The organism is Actinoplanes sp. NPDC049118, assembly GCF_040648555.1.
Lineage (GTDB): Bacteria > Actinomycetota > Actinomycetes > Mycobacteriales > Micromonosporaceae > Actinoplanes.
This window is the reverse complement of the sequence record NZ_JBEZDY010000040.1, coordinates 32,264-52,852: the sequence shown is the minus strand read 5'-3', so window position 1 is coordinate 52,852 and position 20,589 is coordinate 32,264. Positions and strand designations below refer to the sequence as shown.

General features: G+C 71.8%; 16 protein-coding genes. 13 read left to right on the top strand and 3 right to left on the bottom strand.

The annotated features are described in order from the left end of the window. The first annotated feature begins 184 nt into the window (after nucleotides 1-184). From AB0B58_RS39220 to AB0B58_RS39210, 3 genes are all read left to right on the top strand, one after another. Entirely contained in the window at nucleotides 185-2,515 is a 2,331-nt protein-coding gene (locus AB0B58_RS39220) for a LuxR C-terminal-related transcriptional regulator (RefSeq protein WP_360235327.1), read from the top strand. Between the two features lie 129 nt (nucleotides 2,516-2,644). Continuing rightward, nucleotides 2,645-4,240, top strand: coding sequence for a hypothetical protein (locus AB0B58_RS39215; RefSeq protein WP_360235324.1), 1,596 nt, complete (start codon nucleotides 2,645-2,647; stop codon nucleotides 4,238-4,240). A 160-nt stretch (nucleotides 4,241-4,400) separates the two neighbouring features. Further along, nucleotides 4,401-6,215, top strand: a complete 1,815-nt coding sequence (locus AB0B58_RS39210) for a dynamin family protein (RefSeq protein ID WP_360235321.1) — start codon at nucleotides 4,401-4,403, stop codon at nucleotides 6,213-6,215. Nucleotides 6,216-6,320: 105 nt separating this feature from the next. Here AB0B58_RS39210 and AB0B58_RS39205 read toward each other — a convergent pair whose 3' ends face one another. Beyond that, the gene (locus AB0B58_RS39205; RefSeq protein ID WP_360235318.1) at nucleotides 6,321-6,932 is read right to left on the bottom strand and encodes a hypothetical protein; all 612 of its coding nucleotides are present in this window, start codon (nucleotides 6,930-6,932) and stop codon (nucleotides 6,321-6,323) included. Between the two features lie 215 nt (nucleotides 6,933-7,147). Here AB0B58_RS39205 and AB0B58_RS39200 point away from each other — a divergent pair, with 215 nt between their 5' ends. Next, nucleotides 7,148-8,653, top strand: coding sequence for a glycosyltransferase family 2 protein (locus tag AB0B58_RS39200; RefSeq protein WP_360235315.1), 1,506 nt, complete (start codon nucleotides 7,148-7,150; stop codon nucleotides 8,651-8,653). Nucleotides 8,654-8,701: 48 nt separating this feature from the next. Here the strand turns inward: AB0B58_RS39200 and AB0B58_RS39195 are convergent, their stop codons facing one another. After that, nucleotides 8,702-9,085, bottom strand: coding sequence for a response regulator (locus AB0B58_RS39195; protein ID WP_360235312.1), 384 nt, complete (start codon nucleotides 9,083-9,085; stop codon nucleotides 8,702-8,704). A 518-nt stretch (nucleotides 9,086-9,603) separates the two neighbouring features. Between AB0B58_RS39195 and AB0B58_RS39190 the strand changes: the two genes are divergently transcribed. From AB0B58_RS39190 to AB0B58_RS39160, 7 genes are all read left to right on the top strand, one after another. Continuing rightward, complete coding sequence (locus tag AB0B58_RS39190) at nucleotides 9,604-10,323, top strand: GAF and ANTAR domain-containing protein (RefSeq protein WP_360235309.1); 720 nt, start codon at nucleotides 9,604-9,606, stop codon at nucleotides 10,321-10,323. Nucleotides 10,324-10,430: 107 nt separating this feature from the next. Further along, nucleotides 10,431-10,847: an STAS domain-containing protein gene (locus tag AB0B58_RS39185; protein WP_360235306.1), complete on the top strand. Its 417-nt coding sequence runs from the start codon at nucleotides 10,431-10,433 to the stop codon at nucleotides 10,845-10,847. Nucleotides 10,848-11,155: 308 nt separating this feature from the next. Continuing rightward, complete coding sequence (locus AB0B58_RS39180) at nucleotides 11,156-11,863, top strand: GAF and ANTAR domain-containing protein (RefSeq protein WP_360235303.1); 708 nt, start codon at nucleotides 11,156-11,158, stop codon at nucleotides 11,861-11,863. A gap of 218 nt (nucleotides 11,864-12,081) precedes the next feature. Further along, nucleotides 12,082-12,921 carry a SigB/SigF/SigG family RNA polymerase sigma factor gene (locus AB0B58_RS39175; RefSeq protein ID WP_360235300.1) on the top strand — a complete coding sequence of 280 codons (840 nt, stop codon included), beginning with the start codon at nucleotides 12,082-12,084 and terminating at the stop codon, nucleotides 12,919-12,921. A 160-nt stretch (nucleotides 12,922-13,081) separates the two neighbouring features. Beyond that, nucleotides 13,082-13,450 carry an STAS domain-containing protein gene (locus AB0B58_RS39170; RefSeq protein WP_360235297.1) on the top strand — a complete coding sequence of 123 codons (369 nt, stop codon included), beginning with the start codon at nucleotides 13,082-13,084 and terminating at the stop codon, nucleotides 13,448-13,450. A gap of 259 nt (nucleotides 13,451-13,709) precedes the next feature. Further along, nucleotides 13,710-14,690 carry an AraC family transcriptional regulator gene (locus tag AB0B58_RS39165; protein WP_360235294.1) on the top strand — a complete coding sequence of 327 codons (981 nt, stop codon included), beginning with the start codon at nucleotides 13,710-13,712 and terminating at the stop codon, nucleotides 14,688-14,690. A gap of 22 nt (nucleotides 14,691-14,712) precedes the next feature. Beyond that, nucleotides 14,713-15,756, top strand: coding sequence for a serine/threonine protein phosphatase (locus tag AB0B58_RS39160; protein WP_360235291.1), 1,044 nt, complete (start codon nucleotides 14,713-14,715; stop codon nucleotides 15,754-15,756). A gap of 96 nt (nucleotides 15,757-15,852) precedes the next feature. Here AB0B58_RS39160 and AB0B58_RS39155 read toward each other — a convergent pair whose 3' ends face one another. After that, nucleotides 15,853-16,797, bottom strand: coding sequence for an LLM class F420-dependent oxidoreductase (locus AB0B58_RS39155; RefSeq protein ID WP_360235288.1), 945 nt, complete (start codon nucleotides 16,795-16,797; stop codon nucleotides 15,853-15,855). 78 nt (nucleotides 16,798-16,875) lie between these two features. Between AB0B58_RS39155 and AB0B58_RS39150 the strand changes: the two genes are divergently transcribed. Beyond that, nucleotides 16,876-17,475: a TetR/AcrR family transcriptional regulator gene (locus tag AB0B58_RS39150; protein WP_360235285.1), complete on the top strand. Its 600-nt coding sequence runs from the start codon at nucleotides 16,876-16,878 to the stop codon at nucleotides 17,473-17,475. A 193-nt stretch (nucleotides 17,476-17,668) separates the two neighbouring features. Further along, nucleotides 17,669-20,545: an AAA family ATPase gene (locus AB0B58_RS39145; RefSeq protein ID WP_360235282.1), complete on the top strand. Its 2,877-nt coding sequence runs from the start codon at nucleotides 17,669-17,671 to the stop codon at nucleotides 20,543-20,545. Nucleotides 20,546-20,589: the final 44 nt, after the last annotated feature.

The window sequence follows — 20,589 nt, the reverse complement described above, 5'->3', positions numbered from 1 at the left end:
TCACTCGGCCGAACGGCCCCCCGGGTGCACCGCCGGCGGCCGAGCACCTTTCGGCCATCTGACAGCCTCGTGCCGGAAGCCGGGCCGACGGTACAGGCTCGGGGCAGGCGGTGACGGCTGTGCAAACTCCGCCGCCACCATCCGTAAACTGCCAGGTCGGCGCCGCGAGAGGGGGAGAACACGGGTGACTGTCGTGGTAGGGGTGGACGGCTCAGGGCGGACCCGCCGGCTCGGCGAGATCGCCGCGGCCGCCGGCCGGCCGGTCGTCCCCGTGATCTTCACGACGGTCGGCGAGCTGGAGACGCTCCTGGCGCACGCCCGCGCCGACGGCGCGATGGTCGTCGTCGACGACGCACACCGGCTGCCACCGGACGCGCTGCGGGCGCTGGCCGCCGCCGCCCGCGGTGGTACCCCGATGGCGATCGCCCGCCGCCCCACGATCGACGGGCCGGAACTGGCCGATCTGGACGAAGCGGTCGCCGCCGCCGGAACGGTCGAAACCCTCGGCCCGCTCGGCACCGACGCGCTCTCCGCGCTGATCGCCGCCGCGACCGGCCGCCCGGCGACGCCGGAACAGCTCGCCGCCGTGCACGCCGCCTCGGCCGGACTGGCCGCCGTGGCCGAGGCGGTGGCCGCCGCCCCGGACGGCACGCCGCCGGCCCTGGTCGCCCGGCTGCAACGGCGGCTCGCCGGTCCCGACCGCGACGCGGCGGAGCTGGCCGTGATCCTGGCGCTCGGGCTGGACCTCGACGACGACGTCGTCTGCGCGGCGGCCCGGCTCGAGCCGGCGCGGGCGGCGACGGCGACGCGCGCGCTGCGCGACCAGGGGCTGCTGACGCCCGACGGCGAACGGATGATCCCGGCGGTCGCCCGCGCGGTACTCGCCGACCTGTCGCCGCCGGAGCGCCGCCGGCTCCACGACACCGTTGCGGCGGCCCTGCTGGCCTCCGGCGCCGACCCGGTACGCGCCGCGGAGCAGCTGCGCGCGGCCCGAGCGCGTACCCCGGCGGCGGCCGACGTCTACCGGCGCGCCGCCGACCGGCTCCGCTTCGCCGCGCCCGACCGGGCACTGTCCTGGTACGACGAGGCGCTCAACGCCGGCGCCGACCCGGCCGCCGTGTCCGCCGGCCGGGCCGAGGCGGCCACCCTGCTCGGCCTGCCCGTCGACCTGGACGTGGCGACGTCATCGGAGTCCGAAACGGCCCGGCTCGCGCTGGTCGCCGGTGCCACCGCGGCACACGACGGCCGGGCCGGCCGGTCGGCCGAGGCGCTGCTGAGCATCGGTCCCCCCGGCCCGGTCCTGGCCGTCGCGGCGCTGATTGCCACCGGTCAACCGGAGGCGGCGCGCTCCGCGGCGACCGGTCAGGGCCCGCTGCCGTTGCGCCGCCTCGCCGAGGCGGCGCTGGCGATCGGCGGCCCCGCGACCGCCCTGCCGCTGCTGATCGAGGCGGCCGAGGCCTACGAACAGGCCCCGCCGGCGGTCACGCTTCCCGACCTGCCGCACGCGATCGGCGCGCTGGTCGCGGTCACCGCCGGCGACACACCGACCGCCGAGCACCTCCTCGAGCGGGCGCTGGACGCCGGGGCCGGTGGGCCCGTCGCCCAGAACCGGCACCGGCTGCTGCTGGCCTGGGCGCGGCTGCGGGCGGGGCGCTACGACACCGCCCTCGCCGAGCTCCAACGCCTGGCCGGCGCGCCGCTGCCGGGCCGCGACCGGCTGGCGTTCGCCTGCCTGACCGCCGGGATCGCGCGGCGCCGGGGCGACATCGCCCAGCTCCGTGCGGCGTGGGAGCTCGCCGAGCCGGTGCTCGCGCGGCGTGCGGTCGACCTGCTCCAGCTGGAGATGGTCGAGGAGCTGCTGGTCGCCGCCGCCCGGCTGCGCCACCACCGGCGGATCACGCCGATCCTCGACGACCTGGGTGCGATCGTCGACCGGCTGGGCCGGCCGGCCGCCTGGGCGGTGTCGCTCGGATGGATCCGGCTGCAGATCGCCGTCGTCGGCGAGGACCAGCCGGCGGCGGCCGCCGCGGCTAGCGACCTCGGCGGCCTCGAGCCGTCCGGCGCCCGCCAGCAGGCCCAATGCCGTGCCGCCGTCCGGTGGGCCGCCGCGCTCGCCGGCGAGGTACCCCCGGACGACGTGCTGGCGGACGCCGCCGAACTCGTCGCGGTCGAGCTGCCGTGGGAGTCTTCCCGGCTGCTCGGGCAGGCCGCGATCCGTACGAGTGACCCGTCGGCCGCGCGCCGGCTGCTGGAGCGGGCGCGGGAGCTGTCCCGCGCGGAGCCGGTCGCCGACGAGTCGCCCCAGGACGCGGGCCGGGGCGGCCTGTCCGACCGGGAGGTGGAGGTCGGCCGGCTGGTGCTGGCGGGCCGCACGCACCGCGAGATCGGATCGCAGCTCTACCTGTCCCCGAAGACGGTGGAACACCATGTGGCCCGGATCCGCGCCAAGCTCGGCGCCGGCAACCGGGCCGAGATGATCGCCGCGCTGCGCAGCCGCCTACCGGCGGAGCCCTAGCCGGCCGGGGCGCACCCCCTAACCCCCCGCGCCCGGAAGGGGGATAGCCCCGATGCCGGGCATGGGCTACAACCGGCAGGCTTGCACTTGTCCGACCACCGGGGCGGGCCTGAACACAGGAGATAAGTCATGGCCGCAATCGAAGTTACCCCGCTGATCATCGAGAACATCAAGGCGCTGTTCGACAAGGTGTTCAGCAGCGACGCGGAGACCGCGAAGTTCCTCGCCGACCCGGCCGGTGCCTTCGCCGCCAACGACATCGACGCCGAGACGCTCGGCGCGGTCGACATCAACCAGATCGTCTCGGAGGCCGCCTACGGCGGCTACGAGGGCGGCCCCGCGGGTGCCGCTGGTGGCGGCTACAGCGGCGGCGCCTACAGCGGCGGTGGCAGCGGCGCCTACAGCGGCGGTGGCAGCGGCGGCGGCTTCAGCGGCGGTGGCAGCGGCGGGGGCGGCGCGGCCGCCTCGGCGCCGGCCGCGCAGACAGTGCAGCAGGTCACCCAGGTCGCGCAGACCTTCACCACCCAGAACTTCGTCGACAACTCCCGCAACTTCATCGACAACTCGACCGACATCGACAACTCCACCGACATCGACAACTCGGTGGACGTCGACGTCGACGGCGCGGTCCTCGGCGACATCGACATCGACTCCACGAACGTCAACCAGACGGGCGACGGCAACGTCGGCACCACGGGCGACGGCGACGTCAACGCGGCCACCGGCGACGGCGCTGTGGCGCAGCAGGGCGACGGGGACCAGGTCGCCGCGGCCGGCGGCTCGGTGGCGGCGGGCGGCGACGCGATCGGCGTCACCGGCGACGACTCGTCGGTGGAAGTCGTCGGCGGCGACAAGGTCACCGCGGGCGACGGCGCCGTGATCGGCACCGGCGCCGGCGACGTGCTCGGCGCGACCGGGGACGGCGCGTTCGCCGGCAGCGCGGCCAATGGTGACGTGGTCGGCAACACCGGCGACAACGCGGTGACCGCGGGTGACGACATCACCGGTGCCGTCAACACCGGCATCAATTCCGGCGTCCAGGCCGGCGGCGACGCCGAGAAGGTGCTGGTGGGCGACAACTTCGGCATCGTCGGCGACGACGTGGACAAGGCCGTCGTCGGCAACGACAACCAGGCCGCCCAGTTCGACATCGACACCAGCGGCGCGGCCGGCGGCAACGCCAGTGGCACCGGTGGCGCCGGCGGCGTCGGCGGCGACGCCGACGCCGAGGGCGGGAACGGCGGCGGCGGAGCGGTCGGCGCGGGTGTCGGCGCGGGTGTCGGCGTCGGGCTCCGCGGCAGCGGCCAGGGTGTCGGCCAGGGCCAGGGCGGCGACGGCGGCAACGGCGGCGCGGGCGGCACCGCGGTCGGCGGCAGCGGCGCGGGTGGCAGCGGCGTCGGCGGCAACGCCAGCGGCGGCAACGGCGGCGAGGTCGGCCCGATCAACATCAACTTCGGTGGGGGCAGCCAGCAGAACGTCACCGACTCCGAGGTGAAGGACTCCTCGCTCTCCTCCGGCGGTGACGCGGCCACGACGCAGGACTCCTTCAACGACCAGTCGACGAACGACTCCTTCAACGACAAGTCGACGAACGACTCGTTCAACGACCAGTCCACGGATGACTCGTTCAACAACGAGGACTCGTTCAACAACGACGAGTCGTTCAACGACGTCAGGCCGGTCCTCAAGGCGGAGGACAGCCTCGACTCGGACCCGAGCCTCTGATCCTGACCCTCGGACCGGACCAACAGCGGATATCGGGCAGCGGCCGGATGAGAACAGCGGGCGTGGTGGGTCGGTGGACCTGCCACGCCCCGCTCGTGCCCGGCCGCCGGCCGGGCCGCTTCCGGTTCGCCGTAACCTACCGTGACGGGGAGGAACGACGTTGACCGCAAACACGGCACCACCTGAAGCCGACGGCACGCTGCGACGGGCGACCGAGATCGTCGACCTCGCGCTGCGCGCCTGCGAGGCGTACGACCGCGCGGATCTGCGCGGCCGGCTCACCGCGGTCCGCGAGACCCTGGCCGACCCGGTGGTGCACATCGTCGTCGTGGGTGAGTTCAAACAGGGCAAGAGCTCGCTAGTGAACGCGCTGGTCGGGACCAAGGTCTGCCCGGTGAACGACGACGTCGCCACCGCCCTGCCGACCTATGTCCGCTACGGCAAGGAACCGTCCGCCCAGGTGCTCCTCGACGAGGTGCCGCCCCGGCGCGAGTCGGTGCCCGTCGACCGGGTGCGGGAGTTCGTCCTGGAGCAGGACGCCGGCGGCGCGGTGGACGGTGTCACCGGCGTCGAGGTCCGGCTGCCGCGCCAGTTGCTCTCCAGCGGGCTCGTCATCGTCGACACCCCCGGCGTCGGCGGCCTCGGCTCGGTGCACTCGGCCGCCAGCCTGACCGCGGCGTCCATGGCCGACGCGCTGCTGTTCGTCACCGACGCGGCCCAGGAACTCACCCGCAGCGAGCTGGAGTTCCTGCGCCAGGCCCGCGAGGTGTGCTCGACGGCGGTGTGCGTGCTCACCAAGACCGACTTCTATCCCTACTGGCGCAAGATCAGGGACCTCAACGCCGGGCACCTGCGCGGCGCGGGGGAGCTGCCGATCATTCCCGTCTCGTCCGACCTCCGGCTGCGCGCCGTCGCCGCCGGCGACAAGGAACTCAACGTCGAGTCCGGTTTTCCGGACCTGGTCAAGTTCGTCTCCCAGCGGGTCTCCGGCGGGGCGGCCTCCCGGGCCGCCGCACAGGCGGGCGCGTCGGTGGTGGGGATCTGCGAGCAGATCGAGAGCCAGTTCGAGGCCGAGCGGGCCGCGCTCGCGGACCCGGCCGCCGCGGCCCGGGTGATGGACGACCTCGCCGGGTTGAAGAAGCGCGTGGAGGCGCTCAAGGCCGCCGCGGCGAAGTGGCAGCAGACCCTCGGCGACGGGATCGCCGATCTCAGCTCCGACATCGACCACGACCTTCGCGGCCGGATCCGCCGGCTGGTGGAGGAGGCCGACGCCGAGATCGAGGAGAACGACCCGGCCGACACCTGGGACGAGACCGAACGGTGGCTGCAGGCCCGGGTCTCCCATGAGCTGCTGGCCAACTACATGATGCTCCGGGACCGGGCGATCAGCCTCAGCGACGACGTGGGTACCCATTTCCAGGAGGCCGCGGGTCAGATCCTGCGCCAGGTCGCGATCGCCAACCCGGTGCCGCTGGCCGGCACCGCCCAGGTCGACCACAAGATCGAGCTGGCGAAGATGAAGGTCGGCAAGCAGGCGATGGTGGCGCTCAAGAGCGCCTACGGCGGTGCGCTCATGTTCACCATGCTCGGCACGCTCGCCGGCATCGCCCTCGGCCCGATCGGCGTCGGGATCGGCCTGGTGATGGGCCGCAAGGGCCTGCGCGAGGAGAAGAAGCGGCAACGCACGAACCGGCAGAATCAGGCCCGGAACGCGATCCGGCGCTACTGCGACGAGGTCACCTTCGTGATGACCAAGGATTCCCGGGACACCCTGCGCCGGATCCAGCGTCAGCTCCGTGACCACTACAGCGGGCTGGCCGACGAGTTGGCCCGGTCCAACGCAAAGGCGCTGACCGCCGCGTCGGAGGCGGCCAAGCGCACCACGGCCGAGCGCGAGAGCCGGCTGCGCGACCTGACCGCCGAACTGGACCGCCTGCGGCAGCTGCGGGAGCACGCGGCGGCGATCGTCACCTGACCCGGCACATCGCTGGGTGACCCGGCCGGCCGGTCCATGACCTGGCCGGCCGGTTCTTGGCGTGGCCTGGTTGTGATCCGCTCGGCCGGAGGGCCGGTGCCGGCCTCAGTCGCCGTCGATGTCGTCGATCTCCGGGGCGTCGTCGGGCAGCGAGGGCGTCGCCCACAGCTCGGCGGCCGGCGACGGCACGTCCTGGAGCTCCGGCAGATCGTGCGGATCGGCGTACCCGGCCGCCTCCGGCGCCACGGCACCGGGCCCGGCGTCCTCGACCGGCGTGGCGGCGGCGCCGTGGCCGTGGCCGAACGCCGTGTCCAGCGGCGCCCACCCGGGCTCCGCGGGCTCGTCGACGTCGTCCGGCGGCTGCGCCGCGTCGGCGCCGCCGGCCTCGAAGGGCGGATCGATCTCCGGCGCGGCCAGGGCCGAAGCCTCGCCGAACCCCGCCGAGGGGGCGGTGGCGAGAAGGTCGGGCAGCCGGCCGATCTCGCCCGCCCCGGCGTCGCCCTCGGCGATCGGACCGTGCGCCATGACGAACGGGGCGAGATGCTCGGCGACCTCGGCCGGGGCGGTGTCGGCGAAGCTGATCACGGCCTCGGCGAGGAGTTCCTCCGGGAGGTCCGGGTGCCCGCCGGCGTGCAGCACGGCGGCGAGATCACCCGAGGTTCCGGCGTCGCCGGTCAACCCCGCGATGATCTCGTGAAGGGATCGCGCCGGTGCCATGCCACTACTGTAGGAAAAGCCTCACCTGCACCGGCAGGGGGACATCCCCTGATCGCCCCCTAACGTTGGTTCCGCGGCATTCCACCGCCGGCACCAGCCGTATCCCGGCGGCACACCCGGCCCTTGCGCAGCGCGCCGCCCGGTACGACAAAAATTGCTCAAAGGTCGGCACTCCGACACAAACCCGTAAACCTTCTCACGTACCGTCGCGGCACGTGGTAATCGACGTGCTGTTACTGACCGTGCCCGCCCTGCTACTGCTGTACTTCGGGTTCTTCGCTGTATTCAACTACGCCTACGCGTTCGCCGCCCTGTCCCGGCGGCGCCCACCCACCGTGAATCCCGCCGCCGACCTCCAGGTCGCGGTCGTCGTCGTGTCGTTCAACGAGCGCGAGGTCATCGCCGACACCGTTGCGGCGTGTGAGCGGCTGTCGTACCGGAACAAGACCATCATCGTCGGCGACGACTCGAAGGACCCGGAGACGATCGCGATCCTGCGCAGGCTGGCCACCGAACGCGGCTGCGTCCGCCGGGAGGACGCCCGGTACGCCGGCACGGACGTCGAGCTGTGGGAGTCCGACGGCTTCGTGGTGTTCCACCGCGCGGACAACGTCGGATTCAAGGCGGGCAACCTGAAGACCCTCGAGGGCTATCTCCAGGAGCGCGGCTTCACCCACATGTACCTGCTGGACGCGGACTGGCGCCCGCAGGCCGACGCGATCGAGCGCTGCCTGGAGACGATCGAGGTCGATCCGGGCATCGGATACGTGCAGACCAAGCGCCTGTACCACTTCGGCCGCACCGACCACTTCCAGCGCTGCCTCGCCATCAACGAGGAGTCCTGCTACCTGTCCGACCTGCCCGGACGGCAACGCCTGGGCCACATGATCCTGTTCTCGGGCTGCTGCGCCATGTTCAATCTGAGAGCGCTCTACGAGGTGGGTGGCTTCCACGCCGGGCATCTCACCGAGGACATCGACCTGTCGAACCGGTTCTACCTGGCCGGCTACCGGGGGGTATACCTGGAGGACGTCACGAACGTCGGCGAGGTGCCGCCGAACTACAAGGCCTTCCGCCGCCAGCAGGAGCGATGGGCGATCGGCTCCGCCCGTACGTTCAAGGAGTACTTCCTGCCCGTCCTGCGGTCCGGGCTGGGCCTGCGCACCAAGCTGAGCCTGCTGCGCCAGAACGGCTACTACACCGCCGCCCTGGGCATCGAGCTGTCCGCGGTGTGGAGCCTGATGATGGTCGCGCTCGTCACCGTCGGCACCGCGGCGGGCCGGGCCGCCCCCGAGCCCGCGGTGCTGCGCATCGTCGGGTACGTCCTGCCGCCGGCGATGCTGCTGACGTTGTTCAGCGGCGTCGTGCCGCTGCTGGTGACCGTGATGAAGAAACGCGAGTGGGCGAGCCTGGCCTACCTCCCCGCCGCCTGCTGGATCGCCCTGTCCGTGGTGCACACCTATGCGATCGCGAACATCAAGGGCTTCCGGGACCTGGCTCAGACCTGGTTCGTCACGCCGAAGACCAACCGCAGGAAGGGTTCGGTGGCGGTCAAGGCCGCGCGGCGCATCCGGGCGCTCAACCTGATGACGCTGCTGGCGCTCACCGCAACGTATCTGAGCGTCTATCGCCACGCGCCGGGATCGGCGGCGGTGGTGATGGTCGGGGTGTACGCGCTGCTGTGGATCCCGTCCATGGTCATCGCGTCGGTCAAGAGCTGACGGCGCGGGCCCCGGCGACGTGCTCGCCGGGGCCCGCGTTGCCCGTTCCTAGCGGTTCTCCGGCCCGACCAGGCCGAGATAGGCCAGCTTCTCCCGGATGATCTCCGGCGTGAACGGCTTGAGGACGTACTCGTGCGCGCCCGCCGCGAGCGCGCGCACCATCTGACTGTGTTCGGCCTCGGTCGTCACCATCATCATGCACATGTCCCGCAGCGGTGGAATCTTGCGGATGTGGCGGATCAGCTCGAGGCCGTCCATCACCGGCATGTTCCAGTCGATCAGCGCGACGTCCGGCACCGTGGGGATCTCCACCAGCAGGTCCAGTGCCTCCCGCCCGTTGGCGGCCTCGTAGGACGCGAAACCAAGCCCGCCCACGATGCGCTGCAAGATGTGGCGCATCGTGCTCGAGTCGTCGACCACCAGAGCCAGCATTCAAACGCCTTTCGGAGGGGGGTGAGCAACCGGATCCAATCGGCCGGCGCGACGACCTCTTGAGCAGATCGCACGACAATCCGGCGCACCGGGCACCCGAAAGAGGGTGGGGATCGTCACAACCGTCAATCCTGCGCGCTCCGTTGAGTGAGTCTTCGCGGCTACGGACGGCTGCGAGGCGGGGTCCGCCTCCCTGACCGTGTTCCGGCTTCCCCGACGGTATGTCCGGCCGCCGGGGCGCCGGTCGCCAAGAGTGATACCGAGGGCCCCTGACCATGGGTTTCGCCGGATCTTCCGGCGGAGAGCGGCCGGCTCCGCCGAGTGCCTTTACCCCGGCGGCCCGATAGGCTGGGTGTCTGTGGTCGATGCCCCGATCGCATCGACGAGCCCAGCGTCAAGAAGCGGCGCAGGTCCCGGACGGTTCCGGCCCGTGGGTGGGAAGTCCTGCAGTGGCCTGCGCATGACCTCGGATTCGGTGCGGATCTTCGGCTGTCGCGCCCGTTCAAGGGACCAACCCGGTGGAAGCACAGCAGCCCTTCGACCCGATCAACGCGTTCGCGGAGCTCGGCCGGATCAACCTCAACGAGACCGACCTCGACGGCGTCCTGCACAAGGTCGCCGAACTGTCCAAGCGCACCGTCGCCGGCGTGGACGAGGCGTCGGTGACCCTGATAAGAGGTAAGAACACGCACACCGCGGCGTTCACCGGGAGCCTCGCGTTGAGCCTGGACGAACGGCAGTACGAAGGCGGCGGCGGCCCCTGCCTGCAGGCGGCGGCGACCACCGCCACCCTGTCGTTGCCCGACCTGACCCAGGAAGAACGCTGGCCGAACTACGTCCGGCACGCGATCAATGCGGGGATCCTCAGTTCGCTCTCGGTCGGCCTGCCCGTCCACGACAACGTCGCAGGGGCGCTGAACCTCTACTCCAGGAAGCCCGACGCCTTCGACGATGACGCCGTGGTGCTGGCGCAGACGTTCTCCGGTTACGCGGCGGTCGCGCTCGCCAACGCGCACATCTTCGACGCGACGGTGACGCTGGCACAGCAGATGCAGGCCGCGATGGAGCACCGCGCCGTCATCGAACAGGCCAAGGGCATCGTCATGGCGGGTCGGCGCTGCGGCCCGGACGAGGCCTTCGTGATCCTGAGCCGGCTGTCGCAGGACAGCAACCGCAAACTCCGTGACGTCGCCCGCGCACTGGTCGCGCAGACAAATGAACAAGCCCGTGGTGAATAAGTGTGCCCTTCTCGCGGAGAACTGGTCCGAGGGTCGCGGTCTCCGTATGCTGGACGTGGGTCAAGCCGCTGTGCCCGCCGGATCCCAGATTTGATTGAGGTGGGTGGATGCGGTATTTCCGAATGCGATCGTTTGCGGCCGGACGTTGCCCGCATATCACCCGAGGACATTCGTGCCCCCGGGGCAGTGCTGACCGCCCGCTGCCGGCCGCCGGAAGCGCCCTGCGGATCAAGCGGGTCCGGCGTGGTCCCATCCTCGTGGTCGAGGTTGCCGGCGACGTCGACGCCGAAACGGCGCCCACGTTGTTCGCAGCCCTGGCCGCGGCGATCGACGTCACGCCACGCGTCTGTTGCGATCTGCGTGGCGTCGACTTCTTCGGAGCCGACGGCGCGAATGTTCTCGCCACCGCGCATATTCAGGCCGCTCATGCCCGCGGCGCATTCTCCGTGCGTGGCGTGCACGGGTTCGCGGCGCGGGTTCTGGATCTCACCGGACTGAGCGGGATTCTCCGAATGGAAGATTGATCGTTTGCGGTCGTCCCAGGTCGTCGGCTGTGCGCCGCAACGGTGCGCCGGATGCCGACATCACCGGCGTCCTCGCAGCCGCAACACCGGTCGACTGTGGTGAGCCGCCTCGCTTGATCCAAGAGGACTCGGCTCAACCCCGCCGAGTAGCATGACCATCCTGCGGCCGGCCATCGGAATCATCGGCTGGTGCACCAGCGTCAAGCAGCGGCGCGGGTCCGTGAGTGACAGCCACTCCCGGGCAGTAAGACGCCCATACCCGCACGGTCGCCTTTCGGTGGCGGTGCGCCCGCTGCAGGGAACTGACGTTGACGGACCAGCCGGCGGAATCCCTCCGCACGTTTGCGGAAATCGGCCAGATCAGATTCAGCGAAACCGATTTGAACGGCGTTTTCGAACGGGTGGCCGAGCTTACGCGGCGGAGCCTGCCCGGCGCCGACGCGGCGGCGGTCACCATTATCAGTGAATTCGTCTCGCATACGGTCGCCACCGGCGCTCATGCTCAGCGCCTCGAGGAATGGCAGCACGAGCGACGCGAAGGACCATCCGTCGATGCGGCCGCCGGCGACCTGCCCGTGGTCGTCGCCGACGCGGCCGCCGATCCCCGCTGGGTCGACTGGGCGGCTTGTGCCGCCGCCGCCGGAGTGCGCGCCGCCCTGTCGGTCGGCCTGCCCATGCACGATTCGATAAGTGGTGCGCTCACCGTCTACAGCGAGACACCCAGCGCCTTCGAAGGGGAGAGCGTCGCTCTAGCTCAGAGGCTCGCCGGTTATGCCGCCGTCGCGCTGGCCAATGCCCACCTGTACGACACCACCGTCAGCCTCGTCGAACATCTGCGCAGGGCGATGGAACACCGGGCCGTCATCGAGCAGGCCAAGGGCATCATCATGGGCGAACGCCGGTGCACCGCCGACGAGGCCTTCGCGATCCTGACCAGGATTTCCCAGGACAGCAACCGCAAACTCCGCGACGTCGCCTCCGCGCTCGTCGCCAAGGCGGCCGGGCACGACGAATAACCGGCCCGAAAGTCCCCCGGCGTTCGGGTCCGTTCCAGCAACCGTTGGCTAGGGTCGGGTACATCGGTCAAGCAGAGCGCCGAGACCCCGAGTGCGGCAACCGTCTCGCGACCGGGATCCGGCGCCATCGACCGCGGGGCCGCAGTCCTCAAGCGAGCGTTTCCGCCGTGGAGCCACGGCAGACAGCGCCACGGCGCTCGCTTACCCGGAGGACCCTCATGCGCACCGCATCCGCGCAGCCGACGACCGTCGCGGCGACGAGCAGGGACGAACACGCCGTCGAGCTCGTCGTCGCGTACGCCGCATCGCCCGTCACCCATCCGGCCCGGCCGGACCTTCGTCGCCGGTCCATCGAGGCCTGGACACCCATGGCGGACCGCCTCGCCCGCCGCTACGCCGGGCGGGGCGAGCCCTTCGAGGACCTCCGGCAGACCGCCGCCGTCGGCCTGATCAAGGCCGTCGACCGGTTCGATCCCCGCAGCGGCAACGACTTCGTCGCCTATGCGGTGCCCACCGTCCTGGGCGAGATCCGACGGCACTTCCGGGACCGGGCCTGGACCGTGCGGGTACCACGCCGGATTCAGGAGCTGTGGCTGGCGATCAGCGTGGCGAACGGCGTGTGGCAGGCGCGGTTCGGGCGCATGCCGACGGTCGCCGACCTCGCGGCGTACCTGAGGGTCTCGGACGAGGAGATCATCGAGGGCCTCGAGGGATCCCGGGCCTACCGGGCGAGGTCCCTGTCGGCGCCGGTCGGTCCGGAAGGATCGTGCGAACTCGTCGACACGCTCGGCGTGCCGGAGCGCGGCTACGCGCTCGCGGAACTGGGCGTCGATCTCGGACCCGCCATGGCGGCACTCACGGAGCGCGAGCGGCGCGTCATTTCGCTGCGCTTCTACGGCAACCACACGCTGGCCCAGATCGCCGAGCGCATCGGTGTCTCCCCGATGCACGCCTCCCGGCTGCTCGCCACCAGCCTGGCCAAGCTGCGCCGGCGCCTGGTGTCCTGGGAGGGCGGTCCGGCGGAGTGCCGGCCGGCCGCCGGAAACGTCTGGCCATGAGGCCCGCGGACCGCCTCACGACGCTCGGTACGCCGTGGTCGGGTCGCTCTCCCGGGTGATGGCCGAGGCCGTGGCCGGGGGCTAGGCTCGTCGGGAGCCTTCAGCAGTGAGGGGATCATGCCCACACACTGTGCTGGAGGCTCACATGTGCGATGAACGCATGCTCGACAACGAACAGCCGGATTCGTCGTCGCTGTTCATCACCGTCGACCGCGGTGATGACCGGAGCGTGCAGACCATCATCGTGGTCGGCGAGATCGATGCGCTCAACGCCGGCCAGCTGCACAAGGCGGTCCTCGGCGTGCTGCGCCAGTACCGCCCCAGCCGCATCGAGATCAACATGTTCAGCGTGGGCTTCCTCGACTCCGCCGGAATCAGAATCCTGTTGCTGTGCCACGCCGATGCCCGGCTCGTGGACTGCGAGTTGAGGCTGACCGACACCCATCCCATGGCGCACCGCATTCTGCAGATCACCGGTCTTGCCGATCACTTCGGCCTCACCGAAGGGCAGGTCCCCGGAGGCCGCTGATCCCGCCGGCGGCCGGGCAGCGGCGGGGAGGGCGGGAATGCACGGATGCCCAGGGCCGACTACTTGACCTCGGGCACCCGCGGGACCGCCCGGCACGGGCTGAGCAGTTTCCGACAATCTGTATAGCCGTGGCGTGCGCTGAACCGCCAACAGATCATCCCGCGGACTACGTCCGCCGCGAAGGCGATGCGTATGGTGGACAAATAGCCCACCCGGCGCGCATCCCGGGTGCAGCCTCATTTCCAGGAGGTGGTCCGGCATGACCGCCGGCACCGTGTATTCCGGCCCGCACTGGCAGCGGTATGCCACCACCGACACGGATCAGGCGCACGCCTTCATCCGGCGTTCCCTGATCGACGTCAACGTGCGGTTCTCCGGCGAGGGCCCCGACGGAGCAGGCCTGCGCACCGTCTTCACCCAACTCGACGACGTCGGCGTGAACCGGATGCACTACTCGGCGCGAACTCAACTCCAGACGGCGCCCGCCGGAGATCTGATCGTCACTCACATGATGAGCGGGCGCTACGCCGCCGCCCGAGGCAAGGACGAATACCTGCTGCGGCCGGGTGATGTGGTTCTGATCCTGCCGGACCACGCCGTGGAGGTCGACTTCACCGACATCGACACGTTCAACGTCCGGCTCCCCCGTGGGCTGCTCGAAGAAGTCGCAAGCGCACAGACCGGTATCAGCGGTGCGGACCTGCGCTTCGACAGCCCTCGGCCGGTCTCCGCACGGCTGGGCCGCCACTGGATTCAGACCGTCTCCTACCTCACCCGCACCGTGCTGTCCGACCGCGCCCTCATGGCGAACCCGCTGATCGCCGGGCAGGCACGCCATCTACTCGCCTCGACAGCGCTGGCGGTGTTCCCCAACACCGGCCTCGACGCCCAGCTGCGGCACCCGGGCGAGGTCACGTCGCAGGCGTTGCGCCGGGCGATGGCCTACGTCGAGGAGAACACCGACCGGGCGCTCACGGTGGCGGAGATGGCCACCGCGGCCGGCGTGCGCCCCCGCGCGCTGCAACTCGCTTTCCGCCGCCACCGCGACACCACGCCGACGCAGTACGCCCGCCGGGTCCGCATGGAGCGAGCGCACCGCGACCTGCAGGCCTCGGACCCGACCACCGGCGCCACCGTCGCGATGATCGCCACCCGATGGGGCTTCACCCACCTCGGGCGGTTCAGCACCGACTACCGCGCCGTGTACGGCACCAGCCCCAGCCACACCCTGCGCACCTGACCACTTCTGGCATCGTTGCCCCGTGCCCGACGATGCCTGGTCCGACCGCGTGGCCCGCCACACCGCACTGTCCGAAAGGCTGGCGGCGCTTCGTGATTCCGAGGTCGCAGAGTTGCTCGCCGGGGCCACGTCGTCCACCGCGGGCATCGGCGGAACGACGCTGACGGTCCAGGTGGACGGCCTGCCGGTGTTCGTGAAGAGCGTGCCCCTGACCGACCTGGAACGGCGCGCGGAGAACGTCGGCTCGACGGCGAACCTCTTCCGGCTTCCCGTGTTCTACCAGTACGGCATCGGCTCCACCGGCTTCGGTGCGTGGCGGGAGGTCGCCGTGCACGCCATGACGACCCGCTGGGTGCTGGAGGATCGCTTCGAAGGCTTTCCGCTCCTGCATCACTGGCGCGTGCTGCCGCAGCAGCCGCGCCCGATGCGGAACAGCGAGCTGGAACGCTGGGTGACTCACTGGGACGGCGCCGAGGAGGTCCGCGGCCGGCTGCAGGCGATCAGCGCGGCCTCGGCCGCCGTGGTCCTGTTCATGGAGCACATCCCGTACACGGTGGACGGCTGGCTGACCATGCGGACCGCCGCCGGGGGCGAGGCCGCCGAGTCCGCGTACGCCTTCGTCGATGACGCCCTGCGAACCGGCGTGAATTTCCTTGAGTCGCAGGGGCTCCTGCACTTCGACGCGCACTTCCGCAACCTGCTGACCGACGGCCGTCGCCTCTACTTCGCGGACTTCGGCCTGGCCGTCCATGCGCGGTTCGACCTGAGCGCCGAGGAGGCCGCCTTCGTCCGGCGGCACCGGAGCTACGACCGCTGCTACACGGCCACCCACCTGACCGTCTGGCTGGTGAGCAACCTGCTGAAGGTCCCCTGGAGTGACTGCCCCGCCTACCTCCAGAGGCACGCCCGGAACCCGGGAGCCATCGCGGCCTCGGCGACCGCCGATCGCATCGTGGCGCGGCACACGCCGGTCGCGGTCGTCATGGAACAGTTCTTCGACGCCGTCGTCAACGTCAGCAAACGCACGCCGTTCCCCGCCGAGGACCTCGGCAGGACACTCGGCTGACGGAGTTGCGGGCCTTCAGCGTGGCCCCGCCGGTCAGGAGACGGGCATGACGGTCGGCTCGACGTGGTGGCCGTACCAGACCGTCGTCGCCGCGGTCTATGTCGTCGCCACGAGCGGCCTGAGCGCGGCGCCCACCTGGGTGACGACGCCGGGCCGGTGGCCGTTTCGGATCAGGTTGATGGTGATTCCGTCGATCCCGGCGCTCAGCACCCGCTCGTGCAGCTGCTCGGCGACCTGTTCCGGCGTGCCGAGGAAGGCCCGGTTGCGGCGGTCCTCGGGCACGGTCTCGCCGAGCTCCTTCACCTCCTGCTCGGTCTCGCCGACGAGGCCCATGCTCAGATAGCTGGTCGCCAGCGTGGCGGGGTCCCGGCCGATCTCCTCGCAGCGCTGCCGCAGCACGGCGACCTTGCGCGGCAGCTCCGTGACGTCGCAGATGATGTTCATGTGGTCGGCGAAGCGCGCGGCGAGCCGGAACGTCTTCTGCTCGCCGCTGCCGCCCAGCATGATCGGCACGGTCGGGCGCAGCCGCGGATTGTTCATGGCGCCGCGCGCCGAGTACCACTTGCCGTCGAGCGTCGCCTGCTCTCCCTTCAGCATCGGCGCGATGATGTTCAGCGCCTCCTCGAGCCGCTCGAAGCGCTGCCCGAAGCTGCCGAACTCGAAGCCGTAGTCGTGGTGTTCCCGCTCGAACCAGCCGGCGCCGATCCCGAGGATCGCCCTGCCCTTCGAGACCACGTCGAGGGTGGTCACGGTCTTCGCCAAAAGGGCGGGATTGCGGTACGTGTTCCCGGTGACCAGCGCGGACAACTGGATCGTCGACGTGACCGACGCCAGCGCGCCGAGCGTCGTGTACGCCTCGAGCATCGCGTTCTCCGGCGCGCCGATGCCCGGCAGCTGATAGAAGTGGTCCATCACCAGCACGGTGTCGAACCCTGCGGCCTCGGCCTCCCGGGCCTGCGCGGCGACGGTGTCGAAGAGGTTCTCGACCTCGACGCCGGGATAGGTGAAGTTCGGAATCTGGTACCCGAGCCGGATACTCACAGTGCCTCCGTCATGTAAGAGGGCTATCACTTGCTAATGTAAGAGGTAACTTACACGGCGGCAAGCGGGGAGGTGGGGATGTCGGCGGACCGGAGCTACCACCACGGCGATCTCCGCGCGGCGCTGATCGAAACCAGTTTCACCCTGCTCGCCGAGCACGGCCTCGAGCGCTTCTCGGTCGCCGCGGTCGCACGCCGGCTGGGAGTCAGCTCGGCCGCGCCGTACCGGCACTTCCCGGACCGCTCCCATCTGCTCGGCGCGGTCTCGGCCGCGGCCGCCCGCGACCTGCGCGCCGAGATCGTCGCCGCCGCCGATGCGGCGGGCCTCGATCCGGCCGACCGCCTGGCCGCGGCGGCCGGCGCCTACGTCCGGTACGTCGCCCGTACCGGTGCCGGCATCCACGTCATCTACGCCGCCGAGCTGTACAACCTCGCGGACGACGCCCGCCGCGAGCAGAGCCGCGCGCTGATGACCACGCTGCTGGACCTGGCCGCGGCGACCGGCCCCCGGTCGTACGAGGCGGCCGTCCTGCTGATCGAGGCGGCCCTCGCCGTCGCACACGGCTACGCCTCGCTGTACGCGCAGGGCTTCTTCGCCCGCAATTCCGGCACCGTCGAAGACGCCGCCGCCCGGGCCTGCGTGGCGGCCCGGACCCTGATCGCCCCGTCCGGGCGGTGAGCGCCGTCGTGATCGGGCTGTCGGGCGGGCGGGTGAGGTCGGAAGTACGACACCCGGCGATCGGGTGGGATTTGCAAGATCGACATCCCAGACATTGTCGTTCGTCATTCTGCTGCCAGTCGCCGTTTTTTCCCGAATATGTGCCCCAGACCCCGCCGACTGGAATCCTGCTGCAACAATGGCGGCCCGTTGCGTGGGGAAGGGGGCGGCCGGGGTGCAGTCGATGATCGGCCGGGAGGCCGAGTGGCGCACGGTCACCGAGGCGCTGCAGTCCCTCGGGGACGGCTCCCAGGTGATCGAGGTCGTCGGCGAACCCGGCATCGGCAAGACCCGCCTGCTCGCCGAGCTGGCCGGCCACGCCCGGGAGAACAAGCTGGTGACCCTGACCGGGCGGGCCACCGAGTTCGAGTCCGAGATGCCGTTCGCCCTGCTGACCGAGGCGTTGGACGATCACGTACGGCTGCACGGCGAGACCCTGCGTGCCAGGCTGCCCGGCGATGACGTGTGGCGGCTCGGCGAGATCCTCGACGGCCTGCGCGCCGGACCACCGGCGCCGCAGGCGTCGCCCGGCGGAGCGGCCGAGCGTTACCGGTCGCTGCGGGCGCTGCGCCGCCTGCTCGAGACCATCGCCGAGCCGGACGGGCTGGTGCTGATCCTCGATGACGTGCACTGGTGCGATCCGGCCACCACGGACCTCATCGATTACCTGCTGCGCCGCCCGCCCGCCGGTCCGATTGTGCTGGCGCTCGCCTACCGGCCCGCGCAGGCGCCGGCCCGGCTGGCCGCCGCGCTCGCCGCGGGGCACACCAGCCGGCTCCACCACCGGCTGGCGCTGGCGCCGTTGCCGGAGGCGGACGTGACGCGCCTGCTCGGGCCCGGTGTCGACACCCGCGACACCGCGTACCTGTATCGCCTCAGCGGCGGAAACCCGCTGTACCTGGACGCGCTGCGCCGCTGCGGCACCACGGCGCTCGGCGCCGCCCGTACCCAGGACGACCTCGACCCCGCCCTGGCGGCCCTGCCCGCGGAGGTGCGGGCCGCGCTCGGCGCGGAGTGGGAGTCCGTCGGGCCGGACAGCCGCCTGCTGGCCTCGGCCGCTGCCGTCGGCGGCGACGAGAGCGAGCCGGCCCTGCTCGCCGAGGTCGCCGAGCTGCCGCCGCCGGCCGTGCTGCGCTGCCTCGACGAGCTGGTGGCCCGCGACCTCGTCCAGGTGGTGGCCGGCACCGGCCGGTTCCGTTTCCGGCATCCGCTCGTGCGGCACGTCGTGTACGCGTCGGCCGCCGCCGGGTGGCGGCTCGGCGCTCACGCGCGGGCCGCGGCGTACCTGGAACGGGTCGGTGCGCCGCCGCGCGCCCGGGCGCACCATGTCGCCCGGTCGGCGGCGATCGGTGACACCGGCGCGGCGGTCACCCTGGTCTCGGCCGCCCGGGCGGTCGGCGCGCAGGCGCCCGCCACCGCGGCCGAATGGCTGCGGACCGCCCTGCGCCTGCTGCCCGGCGACACCACCGGTGCCGGCCTGCCGCCCCGCGCCGAACTGCTCTCCTACCTGGCCGAACGGCATGCGGCGAGCGGAAATCTCGCCGAGGCGCGGGAGGCCATGGGTGCCGTCCTCGACGACCAGCTGCCGGCCGGGCATCCCGCCCGATTGGCCGCCGTCGCGTACACCGGCGTGCTGATCCGGCTGCTCGGCCGGCACGCGGAGGCGCAGGCGCTGCTCACCGCGGAGCTCGACCACCGGCCCGACGCGGACAACTCGGATGTGCTGCTGCAGATCGCCACCTACGCCCTGATGCGCGGCCGGCTCGGCGAGGCCGACGAACGCCTGTGCCAGGTCATCGCGCGCGCACCGGGCGGCACGGCCGCCGCGATCGCACGCGCCATGCGGCCGATGACCGGGTACGCGGCCGGGCCGGCGGACCGCATCGGCGAGCCGCCGCCCTCGGCGAACACCCTGCTGGACACGCTGAGCGACGACGACATCGCCTGCCGGCTCGAGGTCGTCGCCTGGCTCTGCTGGACCGGCCTCGAGGCGCAGGGGCCGAGCGACTCGCTGCGCCGCCTCCTGCGCTGCCGACAGATCGCGGTCCAGGCCGGACAGAGCTTCGTACTGCCCTACCTGCTCGCCATGCAGGCGCTGATGCAGGCCCGGCTGGGGCGGATCGGCGACGCGATGCGCGCCGCCGAGGAGGCCATCACGATCGCGCGGCTGCTCGCCGCCGCCGAGCCGCTGGCGCTCGCCCTGCTGACCCAGTGCTGGCTGCACCGGTGCGCCGGCGATTACGCGGCGGCCATCGCGACGGGCGAGCAGGCGGTCGCCGCGGCGTCGGCGAGCCACGGCTGGCTCGCCACCGCGCAGGCGATGCTGGCGTTCAGCCGGGTCGCGGCCGGCGACGTGCGGCGCGGCGCGGCCGACCTGGTCGCCGCCGGCGGCGGACCCGAGCTGGCCGCGCTGTACCCGCACAACCGCCTGATCGCCTGCACCGTGCTCAGCGAGGTCGCCGCGAAGAACGGCGAGCCCGAGTCCCCACGGCACTGGGCGGACCTGGCCGAACAGATCGCCGGCTCCGGGCACCGGGCGGGGCCGGGGCTGTCGCTGCTGGCCCGGGCGTACGCGGTCGGCGGCGACGACCGGGCCCGCGGCGCCGAGCTCGCCGAACGGGCCGGCGCGCTGCTGACCGAGGTGGAGCTGCCGCTGGTGGCCGGCCGCGCCTGGCTCACCGCGGCCGCCCTGCGGCTGCGGGCCGGCGACGAATCGGCGGCGCTGGACGACCTCGCGCGCGCCGAGGAGATCGCCGAACCCACGGACGCCGCCGACCTTCATGCGGCGATCCGGCGGCTGTCCCGGAGGCTGCGGCCCGACGCGTCGCCGCCCCCGGCCGTAACCGGGGCGGCGGAGCTGACCCGGCGCGAGGGCGAGATCGCGGTGCTGATCGCGGCGGGCATGTCCAACGCCGAGATCGCCGGCGAGCTGTTCGTGAGCGTGCGCACGGTCGAGACGCACGTGTCCCGGATTTACACCAAGCTCGGCGTCACCACCCGCGCCGCCGCCGTCAGCCGGCTTGCGCGCTGAGGCTCTGCTACGTATCGACGGATGCGGGTACGTACTGATGTGCG